This window comes from Janthinobacterium sp. BJB301 (assembly GCF_002735685.1).
Taxonomy (GTDB): domain Bacteria; phylum Pseudomonadota; class Gammaproteobacteria; order Burkholderiales; family Burkholderiaceae_D; genus Janthinobacterium; species Janthinobacterium lividum.
Genome location: NZ_PDZJ01000002.1, coordinates 77,989 through 104,437, shown reverse-complemented (window position 1 = coordinate 104,437; position 26,449 = coordinate 77,989). Strand labels below are relative to the sequence as shown.

The 26,449-nt window shown below is 63.5% G+C and carries 19 protein-coding genes; 15 read left to right on the top strand and 4 right to left on the bottom strand.

The window, feature by feature from the left end; all coding sequences use genetic code 11:
• Positions 1–49: 49 nt before the first annotated feature.
• From rpsF to CSQ91_RS13780, 7 genes are all read left to right on the top strand, one after another.
• Positions 50–439 carry a 30S ribosomal protein S6 gene (gene rpsF / locus CSQ91_RS13810; protein ID WP_034750499.1) on the top strand — a complete coding sequence of 130 codons (390 nt, stop codon included), beginning with the start codon at positions 50–52 and terminating at the stop codon, positions 437–439.
• A 20-nt stretch (positions 440–459) separates the two neighbouring features.
• A complete protein-coding gene (gene priB, locus CSQ91_RS13805; protein WP_099388737.1) occupies positions 460–759 on the top strand; it encodes a primosomal replication protein N in 300 nt (99 codons plus the stop codon).
• A 25-nt stretch (positions 760–784) separates the two neighbouring features.
• Entirely contained in the window at positions 785–1,075 is a 291-nt protein-coding gene (gene rpsR / locus CSQ91_RS13800) for a 30S ribosomal protein S18 (RefSeq protein ID WP_010400024.1), read from the top strand.
• Positions 1,076–1,102: 27 nt separating this feature from the next.
• Entirely contained in the window at positions 1,103–1,558 is a 456-nt protein-coding gene (gene rplI, locus CSQ91_RS13795) for a 50S ribosomal protein L9 (protein WP_034783456.1), read from the top strand.
• 135 nt (positions 1,559–1,693) lie between these two features.
• Positions 1,694–3,079: a replicative DNA helicase gene (locus CSQ91_RS13790; protein ID WP_034750488.1), complete on the top strand. Its 1,386-nt coding sequence runs from the start codon at positions 1,694–1,696 to the stop codon at positions 3,077–3,079.
• Positions 3,080–3,173: 94 nt separating this feature from the next.
• Positions 3,174–3,800, top strand: coding sequence for a DUF47 domain-containing protein (locus tag CSQ91_RS13785; protein WP_010400015.1), 627 nt, complete (start codon positions 3,174–3,176; stop codon positions 3,798–3,800).
• Positions 3,801–3,842: 42 nt separating this feature from the next.
• Positions 3,843–4,853 (top strand): inorganic phosphate transporter, encoded by a 1,011-nt coding sequence (locus tag CSQ91_RS13780; RefSeq protein ID WP_034783457.1) that lies wholly within the window; start codon positions 3,843–3,845, stop codon positions 4,851–4,853.
• A gap of 169 nt (positions 4,854–5,022) precedes the next feature.
• On the opposite strand, the gene CSQ91_RS13775 is transcribed toward CSQ91_RS13780, so the two are convergent.
• Positions 5,023–5,919, bottom strand: a complete 897-nt coding sequence (locus CSQ91_RS13775; RefSeq protein ID WP_099388736.1) for an MBL fold metallo-hydrolase — start codon at positions 5,917–5,919, stop codon at positions 5,023–5,025.
• A 197-nt stretch (positions 5,920–6,116) separates the two neighbouring features.
• Here CSQ91_RS13775 and CSQ91_RS13770 point away from each other — a divergent pair, with 197 nt between their 5' ends.
• The 8 genes from CSQ91_RS13770 to CSQ91_RS13735 all read left to right on the top strand — a co-directional run bounded on the left by CSQ91_RS13770 (position 6,117) and on the right by CSQ91_RS13735 (position 24,420).
• Positions 6,117–7,739 carry a GAF and HD-GYP domain-containing protein gene (locus CSQ91_RS13770; protein ID WP_099389264.1) on the top strand — a complete coding sequence of 541 codons (1,623 nt, stop codon included), beginning with the start codon at positions 6,117–6,119 and terminating at the stop codon, positions 7,737–7,739.
• Entirely contained in the window at positions 7,736–9,991 is a 2,256-nt protein-coding gene (locus CSQ91_RS13765) for a CHASE2 domain-containing protein (protein ID WP_257217341.1), read from the top strand. The genes CSQ91_RS13770 and CSQ91_RS13765 overlap by 4 nt, the downstream gene beginning before the upstream one ends.
• Before the next feature lie 210 nt (positions 9,992–10,201).
• Positions 10,202–11,812 carry a ShlB/FhaC/HecB family hemolysin secretion/activation protein gene (locus CSQ91_RS13760; RefSeq protein ID WP_099388735.1) on the top strand — a complete coding sequence of 537 codons (1,611 nt, stop codon included), beginning with the start codon at positions 10,202–10,204 and terminating at the stop codon, positions 11,810–11,812.
• A 16-nt stretch (positions 11,813–11,828) separates the two neighbouring features.
• Entirely contained in the window at positions 11,829–19,985 is an 8,157-nt protein-coding gene (locus CSQ91_RS13755) for a YDG domain-containing protein (protein WP_099388734.1), read from the top strand.
• Positions 19,954–20,709 carry a FecR family protein gene (locus CSQ91_RS13750; protein WP_257217340.1) on the top strand — a complete coding sequence of 252 codons (756 nt, stop codon included), beginning with the start codon at positions 19,954–19,956 and terminating at the stop codon, positions 20,707–20,709. Before CSQ91_RS13755 ends, CSQ91_RS13750 begins: the two co-directional genes overlap by 32 nt.
• 104 nt (positions 20,710–20,813) lie before the next feature.
• Positions 20,814–23,249 (top strand): heavy metal translocating P-type ATPase, encoded by a 2,436-nt coding sequence (locus CSQ91_RS13745; protein WP_099388732.1) that lies wholly within the window; start codon positions 20,814–20,816, stop codon positions 23,247–23,249.
• A 2-nt stretch (positions 23,250–23,251) separates the two neighbouring features.
• Positions 23,252–23,671, top strand: a complete 420-nt coding sequence (gene cueR, locus CSQ91_RS13740; RefSeq protein WP_034788623.1) for a Cu(I)-responsive transcriptional regulator — start codon at positions 23,252–23,254, stop codon at positions 23,669–23,671.
• 20 nt (positions 23,672–23,691) lie between these two features.
• Entirely contained in the window at positions 23,692–24,420 is a 729-nt protein-coding gene (locus CSQ91_RS13735) for a glutathione S-transferase (protein ID WP_099388731.1), read from the top strand.
• Between the two features lie 46 nt (positions 24,421–24,466).
• Here CSQ91_RS13735 and CSQ91_RS13730 read toward each other — a convergent pair whose 3' ends face one another.
• The 3 genes from CSQ91_RS13730 to yidD all read right to left on the bottom strand — a co-directional run bounded on the left by CSQ91_RS13730 (position 24,467) and on the right by yidD (position 26,427).
• On the bottom strand, positions 24,467–24,667 hold the full coding sequence (locus CSQ91_RS13730; protein ID WP_099388730.1) for a heavy-metal-associated domain-containing protein: 201 nt from the start codon (positions 24,665–24,667) through the stop codon (positions 24,467–24,469).
• 82 nt (positions 24,668–24,749) lie between these two features.
• The gene (locus CSQ91_RS13725) at positions 24,750–25,691 is read right to left on the bottom strand and encodes a bestrophin family protein (RefSeq protein ID WP_034788620.1); all 942 of its coding nucleotides are present in this window, start codon (positions 25,689–25,691) and stop codon (positions 24,750–24,752) included.
• A gap of 256 nt (positions 25,692–25,947) precedes the next feature.
• Entirely contained in the window at positions 25,948–26,427 is a 480-nt protein-coding gene (gene yidD / locus CSQ91_RS13720; RefSeq protein WP_080753757.1) for a membrane protein insertion efficiency factor YidD, read from the bottom strand.
• Between the last annotated feature and the right edge of the window lie 22 nt (positions 26,428–26,449).

Sequence of the window (26,449 nt, the reverse complement as noted above, 5' to 3'; positions counted from 1 at the left end):
GTCTTGACGCCGGGGTGGGCGATTATCAATCCGACCTGAAGGAGTTTGCATGCGTCATTATGAAATAGTCTTTATCGTCCATCCGGACCAAAGCGAGCAAGTGCCCGCGATGATCGAACGCTACAAAGCCAGCGTAACCACCCGCGGCGGTTCGGTTCACCGCGTGGAAGATTGGGGCCGCCGTCAAATGGCTTACTCGATCCAAAAGCTGCCTAAAGCACACTACATCTGCCTGAACATCGAGTGCGACAACGAGACCCTGGTCGAGTTGGAAACAGCATTCAAATTCAATGATGCCGTGTTGCGTCACCTGACCGTTAAAATGAAGAAAGCTGAAACAGCTCCTTCGCCGATGATGAAATCGGTACAACGCGAAGACGCGGCCAAAAGCCACCGCACCGAAGCACCAGCAGCCGCTCCAGCCGCAGCAGCAGCTTAATTCTTGACCAGGATCGTGCGCTGAACCAGCTACAAGTAACCGCCATCATTGCCGAGCGCGAAATATTGCGCTATACCCCGGCAGGGCTGCCGATTGTGAATGCAGTATTGCAACACAGTTCGCAGCAGATGGAAGCAGGGATTGCCCGTTTGACCGAGTTTGATGTTGCCGCGCTAGCCGCTGGCGAAATTTCAGGCAGGTTCAGTCAGGCAAGCTTGAGCGGGGTGTATCAGTTCACGGGTTTCCTGGCCAGGAAGAGCCGCAACAGCAAGAGTTTGGTGTTTCACATCATTGATTTTAGTGCAGTCAATTCTGACTAGCGCATTTTAGATACAGGAGCCTGACATGGCATTCGGTAAAAAGTTCGACAAAAATAAGCTCAAGCTTAAAGAAAAACGCAAACAGCAAAACCCGTTGTTCAAACGCAAGAAGTTCTGCCGCTTCACCGCAGCTCACGTTGAGCAAGTCGACTACAAAGACGTCGACACGCTGAAAGACTTCGTCCAAGAAAACGGCAAGATCATGCCAGCACGCCTGACCGGTACCAAAGCGCACTACCAGCGCCAAGTTGACACCGCAATCAAGCGCGCTCGCTTCCTCGCGCTGCTGCCATACACCGATCTGCACCACGCTTAATCGGTCAGATATTCCTGGAGAAGAACTATGCAAATCATTCTGTTAGAAAAAGTTGTTAACGTCGGTAACCTCGGCGAAGTCGTCAAAGTCAAAGACGGTTACGCACGTAACTTCCTGATCCCGCAACGCCTGGCACGTCGTGCTACGGCAACCGCTGTGGCTGAATTCGAAGTCAAGCGCGCCGAACTGGAAAAAGCTGCTGCCGCCAAACTGGCCGCATCGCAAGCCCAGGGCGAAAAACTGAGCGGCCTGACCGTTCAAGTTGCTCAAAAAGCTGGTGTTGATGGCCGTCTGTTCGGTTCCGTCACCAACTTCGACATCGCTGAAGCGCTGACCAAGCAAGGTTTTGCTGTTGAAAAAGCACAAATCCGCATGCCTACCGGCCCGCTGAAGATCGTTGGCGAGCACAACGTTTCGGTTGCTCTGCACACCGACGTGGTCGTGGAAGTTGTTATCGCTGTCGTACCAGACGCGAACGCGTAATCGTCTGCGGGCCTGGCCCGCAAGCGTTGCCGCACTATGAAAAGCCGGGTTCGCCCGGCTTTTTTGTGGCCTTTTTTTCGCTCAATTTCAGCCCTTTATTTTTGCCAGCACGCCGAAGCGGGTATAATTCGCGCCATGAACGCCCCCTCTGATCCGCAACTGGATTCCCTCCGTATTCCGCCGCATTCGATCGAAGCAGAACAATCCGTTATCGGTGGCCTGCTGCGCGACAATGCCGCGTATGACCGCATCGCCGACTTCATGCATGCGGAGGATTTCTATCGCTATGACCATCGCATCATCTTCGAGCAAATCGTCAAGATGGTTAACGCTTCCAAGCCAGCCGATGTCATTACTGTTTTTGAAACCCTGACCCAGCTCGGCAAGGCCGATGATGTGGGCGGACTCGCTTACCTGAACGCCATGGCGCAAAACACGCCATCGGCCGCGAACATCCGGCGCTACGCCGAGATCGTGCGCGACCGCGGCGTGCTGCGCAAGCTCATCACCGTCGCCGACGATATTTCCGGCACGGCCTTCAGCCCGCAAGGCAAGGAAGTCAAGCAGATGCTTGACGAGGCCGAGTCGAAGATTTTCGCCATCGCCGAAGAAGGCGCGCGCGGCGCCCAGGGCTGGACCGCCATCCAGCCCCTGCTGACCCAAGTGGTCGAGCGCATCGACGAACTGTACAGCCGCGACAACCAGAGTGAAATCACGGGCGTGCCCACCGGTTTCATCGACCTCGACCGCATGACCTCCGGTCTGCAGCCGGGCGACCTGGTGATCGTGGCGGGCCGTCCGTCGATGGGCAAGACGGCGTTTTCCGTCAACATCGGCGAAAACGTGGCCATCGACAGCGGCTTGCCCGTGGCCGTGTTCTCGATGGAGATGGGCGGCGCCCAGCTGGCCATGCGTATGCTCGGCTCCGTCGGACAGCTCGACCAGCACCGCCTGCGCACGGGCCGCCTGAACGACGAGGACTGGCCGCGCCTGACGAATGCGATCCAGAAGATGAACGACGCGCAGTTGTACATCGATGAAACGCCGGCGCTCAACTCGATCGAATTGCGCGCCCGTTCGCGCCGCCTGTCGCGTCAATGCGGCAAGCTGGGCCTGATCATCGTCGATTACTTGCAGCTGATGTCGGCCAATACGCCGGGCGACAACCGCGCCACGGAGATTTCCGAGATTTCACGGGGCTTGAAAGGCCTGGCGAAAGAACTCGGTTGCCCCGTGATCGCGCTGTCCCAGCTGAACCGCTCGCTGGAGCAACGCCCGAACAAACGTCCTGTCATGTCCGACTTGCGCGAATCGGGCGCTATTGAGCAGGATGCCGACGTGATCCTGTTCATTTACCGCGACGAGGTGTATAACCCCGACTCGCCAGACAAGGGAACGGCCGAAATCATCATCGGTAAACAACGTAACGGTCCAATCGGCAGCATCCGCCTCACCTTCATGGGGCAGTACACCAAATTTGGCAATTACAGTGGTGGCCTGGCGCTTTACCAAGGCGACTAACACAGCAGCACTGATATTCCATTGGCCGCCCCTTCATCAAAAGGGGCGGCTTTCTGTAGTAAATAACACGACTCAATGCTTAACGGAGAATGACATGTTTGGACGCTTGATGCCCACTGAGGGCAAGTTTTTTGAATTGTTTAACCAGCACGCGGAACTGTGCGTCAAGGGCGCCAAAGAGATGCTCGGCCTGATGACCAATTTCGACGACCTGGAAAACCGCGTGCATGCGATCGAAAGCATCGAGAAACAGGCGGACAAAGTCACCTACGCCACCGTGGAAATGCTGCACAAGACCTTCATCACGCCGATCGACCGCGACGACATCCATCAGCTGATCACGCGCCAGGACGACATCCTCGACCTGCTGGAAGATGCGGCGCAAACCGTTTCGCTGTACGACCTGAAAGCCGTCACGCCGGAAGCCAAGCGCCTGGCCGAACTGGTGCTGGCCTGTACCGAAAAAGTGCGCGACGCCGTCGCCATGCTGCACAACATGGACAACTCGCGCAAGATCGTCGCCATCTGCGAAGAGATCGACCGCCTGGAATCGGACGCCGACCACGTGATGCGCGCCGCCATGTCCAAGCTGTTCCGCGATGAGCCGGACGTGCGCAACCTGATCAAGCTGAAAGCGATCTACGAAATTCTGGAAACCGTGACCGACCGTTGCGAAGATGTGTCCAATATTATCGAAGGCATCATCGTCGAAAACGCGTAAGCGTTGGGCCTGTCCTGAACCAGAATCAGAAAAGAAACTACAATGACCATACAAATCAGCATCTACGTGCTAGGCCTGTTGATCGTCCTCGCGCTGCTGTTTGACTTCATGAACGGCTTCCACGATGCCGCCAACGCGATCGCCACGGTGGTCTCGACGGGCGTATTGAAACCGCAGACCGCGGTTGCCATGGCCGCCACGTTCAACTTCGTCGCCATCTTCGTGTTCCACCAGCTGACCGTGGCCGCCACGGTGGGCAAGGGCACCATTGACCCGGCGGTGATCGACCAGTACGTGATCTTCGGCGCGCTGATGGGCGCCATCTTCTGGAATTTGTTTACCTGGTACTACGGCATTCCTTCGTCGTCCTCGCACGCGCTGATCGGCGGCCTGGTGGGCGCCGCTGTCGCCAAGTCCGGCACGGGCGCGCTGGTCGCGGCCGGCCTGTGGAAAACCGTGGCTTTCATCGTCATCGCACCCGTGCTGGGCTTTGTGTTCGGTTCGATCATGATGCTGCTCGTGTCGTGGATTTTCGTGCGTTCGACGCCGCGCAAGGTCGACAAGTGGTTCCGCCGTTTGCAGCTGGTATCGGCGGCCGCCTACAGCCTGGGCCACGGCGGCAACGATGCGCAAAAAACCATCGGCATCATCTGGATGCTGCTGATCGCCGCCGGCTACTCGAGCGCGGCCGATGCCATGCCGCCGATGTGGGTCATCATCTCGTGCTACACGGCCATCAGCTTCGGTACGCTGTTCGGCGGCTGGCGCATCGTCAAGACCATGGGCCAGAAGATCACCAAGCTCAAACCGGTGGGCGGCTTCTGCGCCGAAACCGGTGGCGCGATCACCCTGTTCGTCTCGACGGCGCTGGGCATTCCCGTGTCGACCACGCACACGATCACGGGCGCCATCGTCGGCGTCGGCTCGTCGCAAAAAATGTCGGCCGTGCGCTGGGGCGTGGCGGGCAATATCGTCTGGGCCTGGATCTTCACGATTCCTGCCTCCGCGTTTGTTGCCGCAGTCGCCTGGTGGATTGGCCACCACATCATGTAAGGCGCCTCTGCAAACCTACTGCGTAGCCCCCTATCGAATCTCCGTTGCTCACTGTACTAAAGTACAGCTCCGCTACTCAATCCGATATCGGGCTTGCTCGCTACGGTTTTCAGAGGGCCTTGGGCCAATTGGGCACATTCAAAAAAAGGAACCGCAAGGTTCCTTTTTTTTATGCGCCGGCCAGTTCCACCGTCAGCCCCTCGTAGGCGAGGAACACCTGCAGGCCGGCCAGGCGGCTCGCATAGCGGCCCATCACGTCGGCAAACACGGCTTCGAGCTGCTCGTCGCTGCGGGTCGGCTCGTGGTGGGTGCAGTACAGGCGCCGCGCGCCGCAACGCAGGGCCAGGTCGAAGGCGGCGTCGAAGGTGCCGTGGCCCCAGCCCTGCTTGCCCGGATATTCCTCGCGCGTGTACGAGCAATCCATGATCAGCGCGTCGACGCCGGCGACCAGTGCGTCGATGCCGGCCTGGCGCTGTGCATTGCGCGCCGCGCAGGCCGCATGCTCGGCATGGCCGGGCGGATGCAGGTTGTAGAACGGTTCATGGTCGCCACTGAAAAACAGCGCGGCGCCGCCGCAGTCGATGCGGTAGCCGAGGTTGACGACGGGGTGGTTCATTTCCGCGCCGCGCACCTGCGCGCCGCCTACCTCGACGGCCTCGCCGGGCGCCAGGGTGCGGTACTCGATGCAGGCCGCCATGGCCGCTTCGCTGACGGGAAAATAGCTGTTTTGCAGTTGCACCGCCATCACGTGCTCGATGCCGCGTCCGGCGACGGCATCGTGGGCGCCGTACAGGCGCATGCGGTTGCCGGCCACGAACAGGGGCGAAAACATGGGCAGGCCGTGGATGTGGTCCCAGTGGCTGTGCGTGATGAAGACGTGCGCGTCGACAGGCTCGCCCGGCGGCAGTTGCTGCGCCAGCGAGAAGATGCCGCTGCCCGCATCGAGAATGATCAGGCTATCGCTGTCGGTGCGTACTTCGATGCACGTGGTGTTGCCGCCATAGCGCGCCGTGCGCGGGCCGGGAGAGGGGATGGAGCCGCGCACGCCCCTGAACGTGAATTTCATTCAGTACCTTGTTACGGTGTAATTATTGTTGATTCTATTCTAATTAATGAGATTGGCGGCAACATTTATGCGTGTTGCGATACGGAAAGTTATTTCATTTTGTTGTAACTAAGTAATGTACAGTGCGCAGGGTGGCCGTTACACTGGCGCTTGCCGACTTCCCTTTTTTGCTTGCCCATTACCTGATTGCCGCCAACATGCCTCAGCTGCACCCTGAGAAAATCGCCCACAGACTGGAGCAATTGACCGAACTCAGTGTCGCGCTCGGCCATGGCCTGGGCGGCGAGGGGCACGATATCGGCGCGCTGTTGCAGCGCATCGTGCTGCTGGCAAAAAGCATGAGCGGCGCCGATGGCGCCACCCTGTACCGGCCCATGGCCGGTGGTCGCCAGCTGGCGTTCGACATCAGCGTCAACGACAGCCTGGGCATCGCGCAGGGGGCGGACATGGGCTTGCCCGGCGTGCCCCTGTTCGACGCTGCCGGCCAGCCGAATCTGGCATCGGTGGCCGCGTATGCGGCGAACCTGCGCCGCAGTGTGAATATCGCCGACGTCTACCGCGACGAGGGCTTCAATTTTTCCGGCATGCGCGAGTTTGACCGCCACCACGGCTACCACACGCAATCGATCCTGACGGTGCCCATGAGCGACCACGAGGGCGACTTGATCGGCGTGCTGCAGCTGGTCAATGCCAAGGATGGGGAAACGGGACAGGTGCGCGCCTTTTCCTCCACCGACCAACGCTTCATCGAGGCGCTGGCCGCGCAGGCGGGCGTGGCGCTGACGAATCAACTGCTTATCTCGCAGCTGGAAGAGCTGCTTGAATCGCTGGTTACCCTGATCAATATCGGCATCGATGAAAAGTCGCCGTACACGGGGCGCCACTGCCAGTTCGTGCCCGAGCTGACGATGCTGCTGGCGGACGCCGCGCATGCGACGGACACCGGGCCGCTGGCCGATTTCCGGCTCAGCGACAATGAGCGCAAGCAACTGTGGCTGGCCGGCCTGCTGCACGATTGCGGCAAGATCACCACGCCCGTGCACGTGGTCGACAAGGCGACCAAGCTGGAAACCATTTTTGACCGCATCGCCCTGATCGATACGCGCTACGAAGTGCTGCTGCGCGACGCCGAGATCGCGGCCCTGCGCCAGCAGGCGGCGCAGCCGCAGCAGAAAGATGCCATTGCCCGCGCGCTGGCGCAGGAGCAGGCCGCGCTGCGCGAAGAGCGCGACTTCATCCGCAGGGTGAACATCGGCGGCGAAAGCATGGCGCAGGCGGACCAGGAGCGCGTGCGGCAGATCGCCAGGCGTCGCTGGCGCGCGGCCGATGGCGAACTGCGCGATTTTCTGGACGCCGACGAGACGGAAAACCTGACCATCCGCGCCGGCACCCTGACGGCGGCCGAGCGGGCCATCGTCAACAACCATATCAGCGTGTCGATCCGTATGCTCGAAGCGCTGCCGTGGCCCAAGCACCTGCAAAAGGTGCCCGAGTATGCGGGCGGCCACCACGAGCGCATGGATGGCAAGGGCTATCCGCGCGGGCTGACGAAAGAGCAGATGTCGGTGCCGGCGCGGCTGATGGCCATCGCCGATATTTTCGAGGCCCTGACGGCGCGCGACCGGCCCTACAAGAAGGGCAAGTCGCTGTCCGAATCCCTGCGCATCCTCGGCAATTTCAGCCTGAACGGGCATATCGACCCGGAGCTGTTCGACGTCTTCATCCGCAGCAAAGTCTATCTGACCTTCGCTGAAAAGCACATGCATCCGAGCCAGATCGATGCCGTCGACGAGGCGGCCATTCCAGGCTATACCCCTTGAAGTCCTCGCTGGCCTTGCGCAAGCATGGGGCGCGTTGCTTGCTGGGCATACTGCTGACGCTGGCGGCGGCCTTGCTGTGCCTGGCCGGCAACGACAACATCGCGCGGCTGGACGCCATGCTGGGCGACTGGCGCATGCGCGCGGAAAAGCCGCAGCTCGACCGCCGCATCGTCATCGTCGACATCGACGAGCAAAGCCTGGCCCGGGTGGGCCGTTTTCCCTGGAGCCGCGATATCCAGGCGCGTCTGGTACGCCAGCTCACCGGCCATTACGGCGTGTCTGCGCTGGGCTTCGATATCGCGTTTCCCGAAGCGGACACCAGTTCCGGCTACGCCGTGCTGCAAGGCCTGGCGCATGGCGAACTGGCGGGCGTGGCCGGCTTGCCGGCGCAGCTGGAAAAGCTGCGCCCCGCCATGGATTACGATGGCCTGTTTGCCGAGGCCATGCGCGGCCAGCCCGTGGTGCTGGGCTACAGCGTCTCGGAGCAGCAAAGGAAGGGCGTGCTGCCCAAGCCGGCCTTCACCGTGGCCGATTTGAACGGGCGCAGCGTCACGGCCTACGTGGCGCGCGGCTACGAAGCCAATATCGCGCCCCTGCAGGCGGCCGCGCAAGGCGCCGGCATCTTCACGGCCCTGACCGACGCCGATGGCGTGGTGCGTTCCTCGACCCTGTTGCAGCGCATCGGCGACGGCTATTATCCTTCGCTGTCGCTGGCCACCGTGGCCGTCTACCTGCAAGCGCGCGCCATCGCCCCCCGCTTCACGGGCACGGCCGACACCCTGTCGGCGCGCGAACTGGCCAACGGCGGACTCGAACACCTCATGCTGTTCACCCCGCGCGGCGCGATGGCGATCCCCGTGGGCGAAGCCTTGACGACCACGGTGCAGTACCGCGGCACGGGCGGCCCCGATGGCGGCGCCTTCCGCTACGTCTCGGCGTCCGACGTGCTGGCCGGCACGGTCCCGCCCGCGCTGCTGAAGGGCGCCATCGTGCTGGTGGGGACTACGGCGCCCGGCTTGAACGATATCCGCGCCACGCCCGTGAATGCCGAGTATCCGGGGGTGGAGGTGCACGCCAACCTGATCAAGTCCATGCTCGACGGGCGCTTCAAGGCGCGGCCCGACTATGCGCTGGCATTGGAACTGGTGCAGATCGTGCTGTGTGGCCTGCTGCTCGCGGGCGCCCTGGCAGTGCTGCCGCCGGCCGGCGTGATGCTGGCCACCGTGGGCGCGCTGGCGGCGGCCATCGGCATCAACCTGTACCTGTACGCCGCGCACGATCTGGTGCTGGGCGGCGCCGTGCTGCTGCTGCTGATCCTTGCACTGTTCATCGCCAACCTGGCGTGGGGCTATTTTTTCGAGGTGCGCAAGGGACGCGCGCTGGTGGCGCGCTTCGGCGAATATGTGGCGCCCGAGCTGGTGGCCGAGATGGCCGACGATCCGCAGCGCTATACCATGGAGGGCGAGAACCGCGAACTGACGGTGCTGTTTGCCGACGTGCGCGGTTTCACGGCCATTTCCGAGCAGCTGGCGCCGGCCGCGCTGCGCGAATACATCAATGAGTACCTGACGGCCATGTCGGAAGATATCCGCGACAGCCATGGCGGCACCCTGGACAAATACATCGGCGACGCCGTGATGGCGTTCTGGGGCGCGCCCGTCGCCTTTGGCGATCACGCCAGCCGGGCCGTGGCCAGCGCCTTGCTGATGCAGGGCAGCGCGGCGCGGCTGAACCGGCAGTTTTGTGCGCGCGGCTGGCCGGCGCTGCGCATCGGCATCGGCATCAATACGGGATCCATGCATGTGGGCGACATGGGCTCGCGCATCCGCCGCGCCTATACCGTGATGGGCGACAGCGTCAACCTGGCCGCGCGCCTGGAAGGCGCCAGCAAGCTGTATGGCGTGGGCATCGTGGTGGGCGAGGTCACGCGCGCCGCCGCCCCGGATTTCCTGTACCGCGAGCTCGATCGCATACGCGTGCTGGGCAAGCAGGAAGCGGTGGCCATCTTCGAGCCGCGCGGCCTGCTGGCCGACGCCGGCAAAGCGGAGCTGGCGCAGATGGAACGCTGGCATGCGGTGCTGGCCAGTCTGCGCGCGCGCGACTGGGAGCAGGCTGGCGCGCAGCTGGCCCGCTTGCAGGCGGACTTTCCCGATGACGGCCTGTACCGGCTGTACGCGGCGCGCCTGGAGCAGTACCGCAACGCGCCGCCGCCTGCCGACTGGGATGGCGTGACAGCATTGCACAGCAAATAGCCCGCCATCGCGCCCGAAAATGCAAGCGATGGCCGCATTTTTCACCCTCGCCGGCGCACGGTTTGTTGCGCTGCGATAAAAATCAGGGAGAAATGTTAGAAATTTCTGACTGGAAACTAAAAGCCGTCTAAAATTTGTCTTCAATCCATTGCCGGACATGCTGGCGCCTGCGGGCCGCGCGCTTGTCCGGTTACACAAGAAATCCTTCACATGACATATCGTTTGGTGCACCTGCTTGCGGGTTCCGCGCTGCTGTTCGCCGTCGGCGCCGCCGGCGCTGCCGTTCCCATGGATGACGTTGCTCCTGCGATGCAGGAAGACGGCGTGCCGCGCTTCGAGATCCGCCGCTTCGACGTCCAGGGCAATACCCTGCTCACGTCCGCGCAGGTGCAAGCCTTGCTGGCACCCTACACGGGCGCGCAGCGCGATTTTTCCGACATCGCCCGCGCCGTCGAGGCGCTGGAAGCGGCCTACCGCGAGCGCGGTTACAGCGCCGTGCAGGTGCAATTGCCCGAGCAGGAACTGGAACGGGGCGTGGTGCGCCTGAGCGTGCTGCAAACGCCGCTGGGCAAGCTCGCCATCAGCGGCAACGAGCATGTCGACGAGGCCAACGTGCGGCGCGCCCTGCCGTCCCTGCGCGAAGGCGAGACGCCGAACGTGCCGGCCCTGTCGCAAAGCCTGAGGCTGGCCAATGAAAACCCGGCGCGCAAGATCGAAGTGCGCCTGCAAGCGGACGAGCCGGCGGGCGCCATCGACGCCATCGTCACGGTGGCCGATGAAAAGCCCTGGAAAGCCATGCTCAACGTCGACAATACGGGCAATGCGCAAACGGGCAAGACGCACGTGGGCGTGGTGCTGCAGCATGCCAACCTGTTCGGCCGCGACCATGTCGCCAGCCTGCAATACACGAGCAGCCTGGAAAAGCCGGACAAGGTGGGCGTGTATGGCGCCGGCTACCACTTGCCGCTGTATGCGCTGGGCGACTCGATGGATTTCTTCGCCAGCTATTCGAACGTCGATTCGGGCAGCGTCTCGGCCGGCATCTTCGACCTGGCCGTCAGCGGCCAGGGCAGCATGGCCGGCATCCGCTACAACCAGAACTTTGCCCGCAGCGGCGATTTCGAACCCAAGCTCGTGTACGGCGTCGATTACAAGGCTTACCGCAACAGCGTGCAGCTGTTCGGCATGGAGCTGGGCGCCGACGTCACCGTGCATCCGCTCAGCGTCAGCTACATCGGCAGCTGGACCTTGCCCACGGGCGAGACCAGCGTGGCGGTCACCTTCGCGCACAATATCCCTGGTGGCAAGCATGGCGCGCAAGCCGATTTCGACCGCGTGCGCGCGCATGCCAAGGCGGCCTACAACACCCTGCGCCTGAGCGCCAGCTCGGGGCGCGTGCTGGCCGGCGACTGGCAATGGCGCGCGCTCGTCAACGCGCAAGTCACGCCCGACGCCTTGGTGCCGGGCGAGCAGTTCGGCGCCGGTGGCGCCGCGTCCGTGCGCGGCTTTGCCGAGCGCGAGGTATCGAATGATTCGGGCGTCAACCTGAACCTGGAACTGTATACGCCGAACTGGTGCGGCCAGGCACTCGGCTATCAATGCCGCGCACTGGCGTTCTATGACACGGCATGGCTGCGCCGCAACCATGGGCTGCCCGGCGAAAGCGCGTCGCAAGGCATCAGCAGCGGCGGCCTCGGCCTGCGTTTACTGCTGAGCCGCTATGCCAATCTGCAACTCGATTACGCCCATGTCGTCAATGGCGGCGACACGGGACAGCGGGGCGCCAACCGCCTGCATTTCCGCCTCGCCTTGGCCTACTAGTATCAGGATGAACACCATGCACAACCATGTCCAGCACGCCTCCGTTTTCATCCTGACGCCATCCTTTTCGTCACCCTTTGCGCTGCCCCTGCGCCGCACGGCGCTGGCGCTGCTGCTGGCCGGCTGTTTCGGCGCGGCGCAGGCCAACCCCGCCTTGCCGCAGGTGGTCAACGGACAGGCGACGTTCAACCAGCAGGGCAACATCTTCTCGATCACGAACACGCCCAACACCATCATCAACTGGCAGAGCTTTTCCATCCATGCGGGTGAAATCACGCGTTTCATCCAGCAGAACGGCAATAGCGCCGTACTCAACCGCATCACGGGACAAGACCCCAGCAAGATCCTGGGCGCGCTCGAATCGAACGGCAAGGTCTTCCTGATCAACCCGAACGGCATCGTCTTTGGCCAGGGCGCGAAAGTGGACGTGAACGGGCTGGTGGCGTCCAGCCTGGGCATGACGAACGAGGATTTCCTGGCCGGCAAGCGCCAGTTCACGGCCGGCGGCGTGGCAGGCGGTGTCAGCAATGCGGGCCTGATCCAGGCGGGCAAGGGCGGGCAAGTGCTGCTGATCGCGCCGAACGTGGAAAACACGGGCATCATCACGGCGCCAAATGGCGAAGTGATCCTGGCGGCCGGACGCAGCGTGCAGCTGGCCGACCCCGGCAATCCGCAATTGCGCGTGCTGGTCTCGGCACCAGCGGACCAGGCCCTGAACCTGGGCCAGATCATCGCCCAGGGCGGCAGCATCGGCATGGCCGGCGCGCTGGTCAGCCAGCGCGGCGTACTCAACGCCAACAGCGCCGTCGTCGGCGAGAATGGCAGGATCGTGCTCAAGGCCAGCGGCAAGGCGTTGCTGGAGGCGGGCAGCGTTACCAGCGCCACTGGCGCGGTGGGCAAGGGGGGAGACATCCAGGTGCTGGGCGAGCAAGTGGGTTTGCTGGGCAATGCGGCAATCGACGCCAGCGGCGCCACGGGCGGCGGCACGGTACTGCTGGGCGGCGACTACCAAGGCAAGAACGCGGCCGTGCAGAATGCGCGGCAGGTGCTCGTCGGCAAGGACGCCAGCGTCAATGCCGATGCCGTCCATGGCGGCAACGGCGGCAAGGTCATCGCCTGGGGCAATGAATCGGCCCAGGTACACGGCAGCATTTCCGCGCGCGGCGGCGCGCAGGGCGGCGACGGGGGCTTCGTGGAAACATCCGGCCATTACCTGGCCGTCGATGGCATCCGCGTCAATACCAGCGCGGCGCATGGCAAGCGGGGCAACTGGCTGCTCGATCCTTACGATATCACCGTGGTCGCCGGTTCGGGCGGCCAGCTGAGTTCCTTCGATCAATTCGCCGACTCTCCGGCCACCGGCAACGCCAGCATCGGCGCCGACCTCATTTCCGGCGCCAGCAGCAACGTCACGCTGCAGGCCCTGCACCGCATCAATTTCAACAGCGCCATCAACATCGCGCAGCAAGGCGTGGGCTTGACGGCGCAGGCGGGCGAGATCATCAATGTCAATGCGCCCATCACCACCAATGGCGGCCATATCACGCTGTCGGCCAATGATGCGGCCGCTGGCATGGCCTATGGCGCCGGCTCGAATGTGAATCTGAACGCGGCGCTCGGCAGCGGCAATGGCGACGTACGGTTGTCCGGCGCCGGCGTCACTTTCGGCGTCGGCTCCGTGAATGTCGGCAACGGCAATTTGACCTTGCGCGCGAATGTCGCCGGTGGATCCATCGACCTGACGGGCAGCGGCGATCAGCTGCTGGGCAGTGGCGTCACCGGTCAGACGGTGCTGCTGGAGGCGGACAACATCAGCATCAACGGCGCCATCAATGTTGGCGGCGCCGCCGGCAATGCCGGGGTGACCCTGCAAGCGTTCAGCGCGGGACGGCAGATCGCGCTGGGTGACAAGCCCGGCAGCGGCCTGCGCCTGACAAACGCCGAACTGAACCGCATCGCCGCCGGCAGCGTGCATATCGGCAGCGCTGCAGGCGGCGACCTGACGGTGGAGCAGGCGATCGACCTGGCAACGGTCGCGGCGGACGGCGGCGTGAAAAACCTGGTGCTCGAAAGCGGCGGCAATGTGCTCGTCTCGAACACGCTGGCGCTGCGCCAGGACGGCAGCAGTCTCACCGCCACGGCCGGTGGCTTGCTGTCGCTCGCCAGTGGCGGCGGCTTGTCCGCCGGCGCGGTCAATCTGGTTGCCGACAATATGAGCCTGGGCGGCGGCGCGCAATCGATAGCGGCCACGGCGGGTGGTACCGTCAGCCTGAACCGCCGTTCCAGCGTGGGCGCCATCACCCTGGGCACGGGCGCGGCGGACAATGCCGGCAGCCTGGGTTTGAGCGAAGCGGAATTGAAGACCATCAGCGCCGGCACCGTGCAGGTGGGCGGCGACAGTTTTGCCGGCGTCGTCAATCTCGTGGGCGCGATGGACCTGGCGTCGCAAGGCGAGTTGAACCAGCTTGTGCTGCGCACGGGCGGCAATATCAACCTGAACGGCCCCCTCAGCGTGGCCAAGGGCTTGACCCTGGCTTCCGGCAATAACATCAGCGCGAGCGGCGCCGTCAGCGTGGGCGGCGACTTCCTGCTCGATGGCGGCCGCTGGGTGCAGAACAGCGCCAGCCTGCCCGCGTTTTCCGCGCGCGGTTTCAGCATCGCGCAGGGGAGCTTCCTGCGCGCGGCAGGCGGCGACGGCGGTTCGTCCTCGCCCTATCTGATCGCCGATATCCATGGCTTGCAAGGCATCGGCAGCCTCGGCCTTGGCAACAGCTATCGCCTGGCGGGCAATATCGACGCCAGCGGCACCGCGAACTGGAACGATGGCCAGGGTTTTATGCCGATCGCCGGCAGCGGCAGCGGTTTTTCCGGCGTGTTCGATGGCGCTGGATTTACTCTCAGTAACTTGAAAATCGACCGCAGCCTGGCGTCCGGTTCGGCGGCAGGCCTGTTTGGCACCGTCCAGGGCGGCACCTTGCGCAACCTGACCCTGAGCGGCGGCAGCGTCACCGGTACGGCCAACGTGGGCGCGCTGGCGGGCGAGGTCGTCAGCGGCAATATCGATGGCGTGAACAGCAGCATGGCCGTCAGTGGCCAGCGCAATGTTGGCGGCCTGGTGGGCAGCAACGGGGGCGCCATCACGCTGTCCGCCAGCAGCGGCGCCGTCACCGGCATCAATGCCGATGGCGGCGGCGCCATCGGCGGCCTGGCGGGATTGAATGCGTCCGGCGCCAGCATCACGACCTCGTACGCCACCGGCGTAGTGACGGGCGCGCGTGAAATGATCGGCGGCCTGGTTGGCAATAACCAGGGCGCGCTGAGCCAGTCTTATGCCACCGGCAATGTCACTGGCGCGCGCAGCATCGGCGGCCTGGTGGGCCTGAACGGCGGCAGCATCGATGATGCGTATGCCAGCGGTGCCGTGGGCCGGGCCGGCGTTGCCGATCCCATTCTCGCCTGGGAAAACATGGGCGGGCTGGTCGGCGAAAGCACGGGCAGCGTCAGCCATGTCTTCAGCAGTGGCGCCGTGACTGGCAGCGGCTATGCGGCAGTCGGCGCGGTAGCCGGCCGCGTGTCTTCCGGTTCCAGTTTCAGCTATGGTTTTTTCAATTATGAAACATCGCTGGTGCTGATGGATGGCGGTGGTTCCAGCGGACGCAGCACGGCGCAGATGAAGCAGCAGGGCATGTTCAACGACTACAATTTCAGCAGCGTGTGGCGCATCTACGATGGCTACACGACGCCGATGCTGAAGGCTTTCCTGAAACCGCTGCAAGTGAACCTTTCTGGCAATGCTGCGGGCAAGGTCTACGATGGCCAGCTGGCTGCCTTCCTCGGTTCGATCGGCTATGTGGGATTGATCGACGGCGACACGGGCGTAAATGGCAGCCTCGGCTACGGCAGCAACGCGCGCAATGTGGGCAGCTATGCAGCGACAGGCCTGTGGTCGACCAAGTACGACATCAGCCTGGGCGGCACGACGACTTTCGCCATCACGCCGCGCGCGCTGACGGTGAGCATCGGCGGCAATGGCAAGATCTATGACGGCACCCTGGGTTACGACGGCGCCAATTTCGTGCTGGGCAATGTGGTGGCGGGCGACAACATCAGCATCAGTGGCAGCGCCGCCTTCCTCGACAAGAATGCGGGCAACGGCAAGGCCGTGCATGCCAGCGGCCTGGCCCTGGGCGGCAATGAGCTGGGCAACTACAGCCTGGCCGCGACCACGGCGGACGGCACGGCGGACATCAGCGCGCGCGTGCTGAACTATGGCGTCACGGGCGCGCAAAGCCGCGTCTATGACGGCACCTTGCAGGCTGGCCTGAACGGCTACTTCGAAGGCCTGGTGACGGGCGATCAGGTCAGCATGGCCGGCTTGCAGGGCAGCTTCCGCGACAAGCATGTCGGTACTGGCAAGGTGGTCGATTATCAGGTGGCGACGGGCCAGCTGACGGGCGCCGATGCGGGCAACTACGTGCTGAATGGAAATGCGGGCAGCACGACGGCCGACATCACGGCGCGCATGCTGAACTATGGCGTCACGGGCGCGCAAAGCCGCGTCTACGACGGCACCTTGCAAGCTGGCCTGAACGGCTACTTCGAGGGCCTGGTGACGGGCGACCAGGTCAGCATGACCGGCTTGCAGGGCAGCTTCCGCGACAAGCACGTCGGCACCGGAAAATTGGTCGATTACCAGGTGGCGACGGGCCAGCTGACGGGCGCCGACGCGGGCAACTACGTGCTGAATGGAAATGCGGGCAGCACCACGGCCGACATCACGGCGCGCGTGCTGAACTATGGCGTCACAGGCGCGCAAAGCCGCGTCTACGACGGCACCTTGCAGGCGGCCCTGAACGGCTACTTCGAGGGCCTGGTGACGGGCGATCAGGTCAGCATGGCCGGCTTGGAGGGCAGCTTCCGCGACAAGCATGTGGGCACCGGAAAAGTGGTCGATTACCAGGTGGCGTCGGGCCAGCTGACGGGCGCCGATGCGGGCAACTACGTGCTGAATGGAAATGCGGGCAGCACGACGGCCGACATCACGGCGCGCGTGCTGAACTATGGCGTCACGGGCGCGCAAAGCCGCGTCTACGACGGCACTTTGCAGGCTGGCCTGAACGGCTACTTCGAGGGCCTTGTGACGGGCGACCAGGTCAGCATGACAGGGTTGCAGGGCAGTTTCCGCGACAAGCATGTGGGCACTGGCAAGGTGGTCGATTATCAGGTGGCGACGGGCCAGCTGACGGGCGCCGATGCGGGCAACTACGTGCTGAATGGAAATGCGGGCAGCACCACGGCCGACATCGCGGCGCGCACCCTGAACGTGAGCTTCAACGGCGTCAACAAGACGTATGACGGCACGACGGGCGCGCAAGTGCACTTTGGCGACGACCGCATCCAAGGCGATGCCCTGACGGTGGCGGGCAATGCCGCGTTTGGCAACAAGAACGCGGGTACCGGCAAGGCCGTCAATGTCACGGATGTGGCCTTGAGCGGCGGTGACGCGGGCAACTATGTGCTGGGCAGCAATGCGGGTAGCACCACGGCCGACATCACGGCGCGCACCCTGAACGTGAGCTTCAACGGCATCAACAAGATGTATGACGGCACGACGGGCGCGCAAGTACACTTTGGCGACGACCGCATCCAGGGCGATACCCTGACGGTGGCGGGCAATGCCGCGTTTGGCAACAAGAATGCGGGTGCGGGCAAGGCCGTCAATGTCACGGATGTGGCGTTGAGTGGCGGCGATGCGGGCAACTATGTGCTGGGCAGCAATGCAGGCAGCACGACGGCCGACATCGCTGCGCGCACCCTGAACGTGAGCTTCAATGGCGTCAACAAGACGTATGACGGCACGACGGGCGCGCAAGTGAATTTCGGCGACGACCGCATCCAGGGCGATGCCCTGACGGTGGCGGGCAATGCCGCGTTTGGCAACAAGAACGCGGGTGTCGGCAAGGCCGTCAATGTCACGGATGTGGCCTTGAGCGGCGGTGACGCGGGCAACTACGTGCTGAATGGAAATGCGGGCAGCACCACGGCCGACATCGCGGCGCGCACCCTGAACGTGAGCTTCAGCGGCGTCAACAAGACGTATGACGGCACGACGGGCGCGCAAGTGCACTTTGGCGACGACCGCATCAACGGTGACGCCTTGACGGTGGCGGGCAATGCCGCGTTTGGCAACAGGAATGCGGGTGCCGGCAAGGCCGTCAATGTCACGGATGTGGCGTTGAGCGGCGGTGACGCGGGCAACTATGTGCTGGGCAGCAATGCGGGTAGCACGACGGCCGATATCGCGGCGCGCGCGCTGAACCTGTCTGGCGTGGTGGGCAGCAAGGTCTACGATGGCACGACGGGTGCGCAGCTGAGTCTGGGTGATGACCGTATCGCTGGCGACAGTTTGACGGCCTCGGCGGTGGCCAGCTTTGCGGACAAGAACGTGGGCGCGGCCAAGGCCGTGCAGCTCAGCGGCGCGGCGCTGACGGGCGCCGATGCAGGCAATTACTTTATCGTCTTGCCGACGGGCTTGTTGGCCAGCATTACACCGGCCAGCCTGACCCTGGCAAGCCTGAGTGCCGCCGGCAAGGTGTATGACGGAACCACTTCCGCGGCGGTCAGCGCGTCGGCGAACGGCGTGCTGGGCCAGGATGTGGTCAGCGTGGTAGGCGGCAGCGGCAGCTTTGCCGACAAGAATGCGGGTACGGGCAAGCTGGTGACGGCCAGCGGTTTCCGCCTGGCGGGCGCCGATGCGGGCAACTACACCCTGGAAACGACGGGCGGCACGGCGCAGGCATCAATTGCTCAAAAACAATTGTCCACCTGGGTCGGCAGCGGCAGCGGCTTGTGGAGCGATGCCGCCAACTGGGACGGCGGCGTGGTGCCGGAAGGCGCGAACGTGCTGGCGGTCGACTTCAGCAACAGCAAGGGCATCGTCACCTACAGCGCGGCGGCCGGCAGCACCATCCTGAAAAACCTGAACTCGGCGACGGGCTTGCTGTTGACGGGCGGCAGCCTGACCTTGGGGGAAAGCGCGCTGGACCTCTCCGTGCTGAGTGGCCTGGCCGGCCTGGAAATCAACGGCGGCAGCTTGCTGCTGAACGGCAGCCTGTCGGCGGAGCGCTACGCGCAAGGCGGCGGGCTGCTGAGCGGCAACGGCAACTTGCTCGTCGCCAACAGCTTCAGCCAGGCGGCCGGCGCCATCCGGCTCGCGGGCCAGCTGGCCATCACGCAAGCCAATGGCAACTTGCGTTTCGCCAGCCTGGCGGCGAACGAAGTGAAATTGAGCGCCCTGAACGGCGCCATCGGCCAGGACGGCGCGCTGCTCGCCAGCAGCCTGGCTGCGCAGGCGCGCGATGGCATCGTGCTGGACAATGCGGGCAACCAGGTGGGTAGTTTTACCGCCAGCAATAGTGCAGGTGGCGGCATTGCGCTGAACAATACCTCGGCGCCGGGCACCTTGACCTTGGGAACGCTCACCACAGGCGCGGGCAATATCGCCATCGACAACACGGGCGGTGTCGCGGCAGGCAATATCAATGCGAACGGCGGCAACGTCAGCGTGACGGCGCACAGCCCCGTCACTGTCAACGGCAAGATCGAGGGCAATGATATCGCCCTCAATGCCAGCACGGACGTGCTGCTGGGCGATGGCGCGCAGTTGGCAGCTGCGCGCCATGTCAGTTTGACGGCGGGTCGCGACATCCATGTCGGCGGCAATGCGCAGATTGTTAGTGGTGGCAATTTTGCCGCCACCGCGGAAGGCCATGTGCGCTTTGCGGACACGGCAAGCGTCGCTTTGCCGGCAGTGTCCAGCATGAGCGTGCTGGCGAAAACGGGCAGCATCACGGGCGACACGGGCGTGCGCATCAACCGCCAGCGCAGCGGCGTGATTCTGCTGGCGCCGAATGGCACGGTGAGCATGGCGGACGCCATCTTCCTGCCAGCGACGACCATCGACAAGCCCGTGATCGATGCCGCCACGAGCGCGGCCATCGACGATGCCTTGCGCATCATCAAGCAGGCTGACCGTGCCAACGATACGCTCGCGTCCACGCCGCCAGCCAAGCTGGACGACAAGAAGCCGGACAGCAAGGATGTTGCCGATGCCACAGATAAACCCACAGGATACAAATTCGATGACCCTGCTAAAAAAATGTACTGCAATTAAGGCCCTGCTGTGGCTGGCCCTGATGTGCGTGGGTGCGCACGCCTGGGCCGGCCAGGTGGCCGGCACGGTGATGCAATTGAGTGGTCCGCTGATGGCCAAGAAGGCGGATGGCAAGGTGAAAATCCTGGCCATCAAGTCCGAAGTCGAGCAGGGGGACACCTTGCTGACGGAAAAGGAGACCTATGCCTTGATCAAGCTGATCGACAATAGCGAAATCACCCTGAAGCCGAATACCAGTTTCGTGATCGAGCAATTCAGCTACACGGCCGAGCAGCCCGATGGCGACCATGCGATCTTCAGTTTGCTCAAGGGGGGCTTGCGTTCCGTCACGGGATTGCTGGGCAAGCGCAACAAGGAGCGCTTCGAGATGAAGACGCCGGCCGCCACCATCGGCATCCGCGGCACGACGTTTGTTGCCAGTTACGTAGCACCGTCGGCACCGGCGCTGCCAACGGTATCGCCGCCAGTCGGGGTGGCGAGGGCGCCGGGCTTGTATGTGCAGGTGCTCGATGGCTTGATTCATGTCACCAATCCTGCCGGGACGCAAAATTTTGCTGCCGGCCAGTTCGGTTTTACGCCCAGCTTCAAGCAGCCGCCCGTGATGCTGCCCGTCAATCCCGGCATCCCGTTCACGCCGCCGCCGGCGTTTTCGGCGCCACTGTCCAGCACGGGCGCCGGCGCCAACAGCGGCAAGCCTGCCGCCATCGACTGCGTGGTGCGTTAAGCATCCGCAAACAAGCCCGCACACTTTGCAAATAGGGCTTGACCTTCCCATCGTTGGATAGCAGATCCTGACCCTATTCGTTAATCTTTCGTACAGGATCTGCCATGAACCAGAGTGCACTCGTCCCCGCCGCTTTCCCTCCCGACGCCGCGCATGCGCAGGCGCTGGCCATTGAAGGCATGAGCTGCGCCTCGTGCGTGGGCCGCGTGGAAAAGGCCCTGGCCGCCGTGCCTGGCGTGAGCCAGGCCAGTGTCAACCTGGCCACCGAAGTGGCCAAAGTCACATCCAGCACGCCGATTCCCCTGGCCACCTTGCAGGCGGCAGTGGAAAAGGCCGGCTACACGGTGGCGCAGCGCGAGATCGACCTGAGCATCGCCGGCATGACGTGCGCCTCTTGCGTGGGCAGGGTGGAAAAAGCCTTGCTGAAAGTGCCAGGCGTGCTGGCCGCCAGCGTCAACCTGGCCACGGAAAGCGCGCGCATCAAGGTGGCGGGTGGCCTGGAAGCGGGCACCCTGATCGCCGCCATCGACAAGGCCGGCTATGCCGCCAAGGTGCCCGTCGCCAGCCAGGCCAGCGCGCCCGCTGCCGCACCGAACCGCGACGGCATGAAAGTGGCGTTCGCGGCCGTGCTGGCTTTCCCCTTGATGCTGCCCATGCTGCTCGAGTGGGCCGGCATCCATTTGATGTTGCCAGGCTGGCTGCAGTTCGCGCTGGCCACGCCCGTGCAGTTTTACTTTGGCGCGCGCTTCTACAAGGCGGGCTGGAAGGCGGCCCGCGCCGGTAGCGGCAACATGGACTTGCTGGTGGCGCTGGGTACGAGCGCCGCGTATGGCTTGTCCGTCTACCAATGGCTGACGGCGGGCGAGATGCTGCCGCACCTGTATTTCGAAGCGTCGGCCGTCGTCATCACCCTGGTGCTGTTGGGCAAATGGCTGGAAAGCCGCGCCAAGCGCCAGACGGCCTCCGCCATCCGCGCGCTGCAAGTCTTGCGTCCGGAATCGGCGCGCGTGCGCCGCGACGGTGTGGAGCTGGACTTGCCCGTGGACCAGGTGAAAGTGGGCGACCTGGTGGTCATCCGTCCCGGCGAGCGGGTAGCCGTCGATGGCGTGGTGGTGGAAGGCGCCAGCCAGATCAATGAATCGCTGATCACGGGCGAAAGCTTGCCGGTCGATAAGCACGTTGGCGACAAGGTCACGGGCGGCGCCATCAATGCGGACGGCTTGCTGCTGGTGCGTACGCAAGCCGTGGGCGGCGAGACGACCCTCTCGCGCATCATCCGCCTGGTGGAAGATGCGCAGGCGGCCAAGGCGCCGATCCAGCATCTGGTCGACAAGGTCAGCGCCATTTTTGTGCCCGTGGTGCTGGTGCTGGCGCTGCTGACCATGCTGGGCTGGTGGCTCGCTACCGGCGAGCTGGAGAACGCCATCATCAATGCCGTGGCCGTGCTGGTCATCGCCTGTCCATGCGCGCTGGGCCTGGCCACGCCGACGGCCATCATGGCCGGCACGGGCGTGGCTGCCCGCTACGGCATCCTGATCAAGGATGCGGAAGCGCTGGAAGTGGCGCACGCCGTCAATACTGTCGTGTTCGACAAGACGGGTACCCTGACGGTGGGAAAACCGGCGCTGGCGGCCCTGCATGCGCACGGCATCGAGGATGCGCGGCTGCTGCAGCTGGCGGCCAGCATCCAGCGTGGCAGCGAACACAGCCTGGCGACGGCCGTGCTGGATGCTGCTGCCGCGCGCCACATCGCCCCCTTGCCAGCTACGGCCCTGTCGGCCTTGCCGGGCCGCGGCCTGGCGGCCCACGTCGATGGCCTGGAATTGAAGCTGGGCAGCACGCGGCTGATGCAGGAGTTGAACGTGGACATGACGCCGCTGGCCGCGCAGGCGCAGGAACTGGAAGCCACGGGCAACACGATTTCGTGGCTGGCGACGGGCACGCAATTGCTGGGCCTGTTTGCCTTCAGCGACCAGGTCAAGCCGAACGCGCAGGCGGCCATTGCCCATTTGCACAGCCTGGGCATCCGCACGGTGATGCTGACGGGAGATAACCAAGGCAGCGCCGACGCCGTCGGCAAGCTGCTGGGCATCGACACGGTGGCGGCGAAAATGCTGCCGGCCGATAAAACCGCTAAAATTGTCGCGTTGAAAGGCGAGGGCGCGAAGGTGGCCATGGTGGGCGACGGCATCAACGATGCGCCGGCGCTGGCGGCCGCCGACGTGGGCATCGCCATGTCGACGGGGACCGATGTGGCCATGCATGCGGCCGGCATCACGCTGATGCGCGGCGATCCGGCCCTGGTGGCGGACGCCATCGATATCTCGCGCCGCACCTACAGCAAGATACGGCAGAATCTGTTCTGGGCCTTCATTTATAACCTGATCGGCATTCCGCTGGCCGCTTTCGGCTTGCTCAACCCCATGGTGGCGGGCGCGGCGATGGCCTTCAGTTCGGTCAGCGTGATCAGCAATGCCCTGTTGCTGCGCCGCTGGAAAGCCCGCAGTCATGCAGGTAGTGCGCATACCAAGGAGCAATAAGGATGAATATCGGCCAGGCGGCAAGCGAAACGGGCGTATCGGCAAAAATGATACGCTACTACGAGAGTATTGCATTGTTAAAACCCAGCGCGCGCAGCGACGCCGGTTACCGCATCTACACGCCGAACGACTTGCACGCCTTGCGCTTCATCAAGCGCGGGCGGGGTCTTGGCTTTTCGCTGGAACAGATCCGCGAGCTGCTGTCGCTGTGGCAAAACGACCAGCGCGCCAGCGCGGACGTGAAAGGCATCGCCCTGGCCCACGTGGCCGAGCTCAACAAGCGCATCGCCGAACTGACGGAAATGCGCGATACCCTGGCCCACCTGGCGCAATCGTGCCACGGCGACGACAAGCCCGATTGCCCTATCCTGCAAAGCCTGGGGTTGGCTGGTGACACGGACGCGAAAGCATGTTGCCATTGATGTGAATCAACGGAGGGGCTATGGCGTATGAACTGTATTACTGGCCCACGATACAGGGGCGCGGCGAATTCATCCGGCTGGCGCTGGAAGAGGCGGGCGCCGACTACCGCGATATCGCCCGTTTGCCTGAACGCAAGGGGCAAGGCGTTCCCGCCATGCTGGCCTGCCTCGATGGCGACAGCATGCCACAGGCGGCCTACGCACCGCCCGTGCTGCGCGATGGTGACGTGCTGATCGGCCAGACCACGAATATCCTCTTGTACCTGGGCCGGCGTCTGGGGCTGGCGCCGCGTACGGAAAGCGGCCGTTTGTGGCTGAACCAGCTGCAACTGACGATGGCCGACTGGCTGGCGGAAGTGCACGACACGCATCATCCGCTGTCGATGAATCAATATTACGAAGAGCAACGGCAGGCGGCCATGCTGCGCAGCGCGGATTTCCGCGAAACACGTTTGCCCAAGTTTCTTTCCTATTTCACGCAAGTGTTGTTGAATAATCGCAGCCGCGGCCAGTACCTGGTGGGTGCCAGACTCACGTATGGCGACCTGTCGCTGTTCCAGATGCTGGCCGGCCTGCGCTATGCGTTTCCGCAAGCCATGGCGCGCCTGGCGCCGCAGTATCCAGCCCTGTTTGCGCTGCACGATGCGGTGGCGGCGCGGCCGAATATCGCCCGCTACCTGAAGTCGAAGCGCAGAATCGCCTTCAATGAAGAAGGCATCTTCCGCCATTACCCCGAACTGGACGGATAAAAAAACAGCCGGCGCAAGGGCCGGCTGTCTTGGTGCTGCTCTGCCGTTATTGTGCGCTGGTGACGGGGTAGCCCGCATCGACGATGGCGGCGCTGATGGCGCCCAGTTCGGCGGGTGACTCCACCGTGACGCGCTTGCTGGCCAGGTCGATCTGCACCTGTGCCGCAGGATCGATCGTCTGCACCGCTTTCGTGACCGAGCCGACGCAATGGCCGCAACTCATGTTTTCAACTTGTAACTGATACATGACAAGCACTCCTTGAATGATTAAGTGCATCCACTGTAATCCTTACCCCGGTGGGAAGGTCAAGCGGAAGCGTTGCGGCGTTTTAATGGAGCAGGAAGTCGACGGCTTGCATGGGCGGCGGCACGTTTTCGTCCTGCACGGATTCGCGCAAGCTGATGTCGATGGCGCGGCACATGGCCGATAGCGGCAGATCGTTGGCATCTTCGCCGAACGGCTCCTCGATCTCGTCGCCCAGCGCATCGAGGCCAAAGAAGGTGTAGGCGACGATGGCGACGACGAAGGGCGTCATGAAACCGAGCGAATCGACCAGGCCGAAAGGCAGCAGGAAACAGTACAGATAGGCCGTGCGGTGCAGCAGCAGCGAATACGAGAAGGGAATCGGCGTGCTGCGGATGCGCTCGCACGAGGCGCCTGCCGCTACCATGGCCGAGACCGTGTTATCGATCTGCGTGGCGAGGATGCTGTCGATGCGGCCTTGCGCGATGCAATCGGCCAGGTCGTGACCCATCTGCAGCATCAGGTAGTCGGACGGGTTCGCCGCCTTGCAGGCCGCTTCCCATTCGGCCGGGCGCAGCAGCGGCTGCAAGTCGGCCGGTCCACGCGTGTCGCGCAGCTGGTGGCGCAGCGCGTGGCAAAAGGCGATGGTACGGTAAATCATGCGCACGCGCACATCGTCCAGCCCCAGCCTTGCGTGGGCCGGCGTGTCGCTGCGTATCATGGTCTGGCACTGGCGCGAGAAATTACGGCTGCGCAAGACCAGTTCGCCCCACAGCTTGCGCGCTTCCCAGTAGCGGTCATAGGCGGCCGTGTTGCGAAAGCCCAGGAAGATGGCCAGTGGCAAGCCGATCAGGGTAAATGGGATGGTGGTGAGGATGACCTTGTGGTCGAACAAGGTGCCGTGGCACCAGGTGACGAGGGTGGCGATCAGGGTATTGACGATGAGCGTAGTGCGGATGCGTGGCAGGACGGAGCCGCGCACCACGAGGAACAGCCGTAGCGCCGATGGACGCTCGCGCACGATCATGCTGTACTCCCGGTTTGGGGCTGGGCTGGCGGGGAAACGCGCACCTGGTGATCGGTAAGAGGGGAAAGGCAGAGTGGCAATTGCCGGGAACAAAAAGCCCGCGATATATGCGGGCTGAGCAGGGTGTGCATGGGAAGCAAAGTAGGGGAGACGGCATGAGTATAGGCCGCAGGCCCGCTTCCAGCCAATTCACAGTGATAATGGGCATTATTCATTTCATGAATGAATATTTCATTTGTAAGTATTCGTGTGAATTTCAGTTGTCCGGGTTCTGCCCTTGCCTGATCTTCTTGCGATGTGCCGCCTGCTGCTGTTTCAATGCCTTGCTTGTCGTATAGCCATTGCGAAACCAGCTTGTCTGCTTATGCTGACCCGGCCAACTGCAGTTCAGTACATTTGCCACGTCGGCGCAGTCGCAGGCGCAGTCGACCAGGGGCACATCGCAGTCGCAATACCCCGCCTGTGCCTGCCTGCGCGCACTGTGCCGTGCCGGTGGCTGCAGCGCGCCGTGCTGGCGATGGCGTTCGCCGCAGGCGCGCAGGCGGCGTTGCAACAGCGCCAGTCCCGGACGCAAGCCGTGGCGCGCGATGACCTTGTAGCCATAGGCGGAACAGCTGTCGCGGCCTGTCAGCACGCGGTGGGCGCAGGAATAGCCTTTATAGGGCGACAGGTAGCGCTGGTAAGCGCGAATGGCCAACAGGGCCAGGCGTTTGCCGCAAGTGTCGAATGAGAAAATGCCAACTCCTTTTTTCTATGCC

Bases quoted from the DNA above. Each gene is read 5' to 3' on its own strand.
- CSQ91_RS13725 (WP_034788620.1), bottom strand. From the start codon at position 25,691: ATGATCGTGCGCGAGCGTCCATCGGCGCTACGGCTGTTCCTCGTGGTG.
- rpsF (WP_034750499.1), top strand. From the start codon at position 50: ATGCGTCATTATGAAATAGTCTTTATCGTCCATCCGGACCAAAGCGAG.
- CSQ91_RS13770 (WP_099389264.1), top strand. From the start codon at position 6,117: ATGCCTCAGCTGCACCCTGAGAAAATCGCCCACAGACTGGAGCAATTG.
- CSQ91_RS13735 (WP_099388731.1), top strand. From the start codon at position 23,692: ATGGCGTATGAACTGTATTACTGGCCCACGATACAGGGGCGCGGCGAA.
- CSQ91_RS13760 (WP_099388735.1), top strand. From the start codon at position 10,202: ATGACATATCGTTTGGTGCACCTGCTTGCGGGTTCCGCGCTGCTGTTC.
- CSQ91_RS13785 (WP_010400015.1), top strand. From the start codon at position 3,174: ATGTTTGGACGCTTGATGCCCACTGAGGGCAAGTTTTTTGAATTGTTT.
- cueR (WP_034788623.1), top strand. From the start codon at position 23,252: ATGAATATCGGCCAGGCGGCAAGCGAAACGGGCGTATCGGCAAAAATG.
- rplI (WP_034783456.1), top strand. From the start codon at position 1,103: ATGCAAATCATTCTGTTAGAAAAAGTTGTTAACGTCGGTAACCTCGGC.
- CSQ91_RS13790 (WP_034750488.1), top strand. From the start codon at position 1,694: ATGAACGCCCCCTCTGATCCGCAACTGGATTCCCTCCGTATTCCGCCG.
- CSQ91_RS13755 (WP_099388734.1), top strand. From the start codon at position 11,829: ATGCACAACCATGTCCAGCACGCCTCCGTTTTCATCCTGACGCCATCC.
- CSQ91_RS13750 (WP_257217340.1), top strand. From the start codon at position 19,954: ATGACCCTGCTAAAAAAATGTACTGCAATTAAGGCCCTGCTGTGGCTG.
- CSQ91_RS13745 (WP_099388732.1), top strand. From the start codon at position 20,814: ATGAACCAGAGTGCACTCGTCCCCGCCGCTTTCCCTCCCGACGCCGCG.
- CSQ91_RS13780 (WP_034783457.1), top strand. From the start codon at position 3,843: ATGACCATACAAATCAGCATCTACGTGCTAGGCCTGTTGATCGTCCTC.
- CSQ91_RS13730 (WP_099388730.1), bottom strand. From the start codon at position 24,667: ATGTATCAGTTACAAGTTGAAAACATGAGTTGCGGCCATTGCGTCGGC.
- rpsR (WP_010400024.1), top strand. From the start codon at position 785: ATGGCATTCGGTAAAAAGTTCGACAAAAATAAGCTCAAGCTTAAAGAA.
- CSQ91_RS13775 (WP_099388736.1), bottom strand. From the start codon at position 5,919: ATGAAATTCACGTTCAGGGGCGTGCGCGGCTCCATCCCCTCTCCCGGC.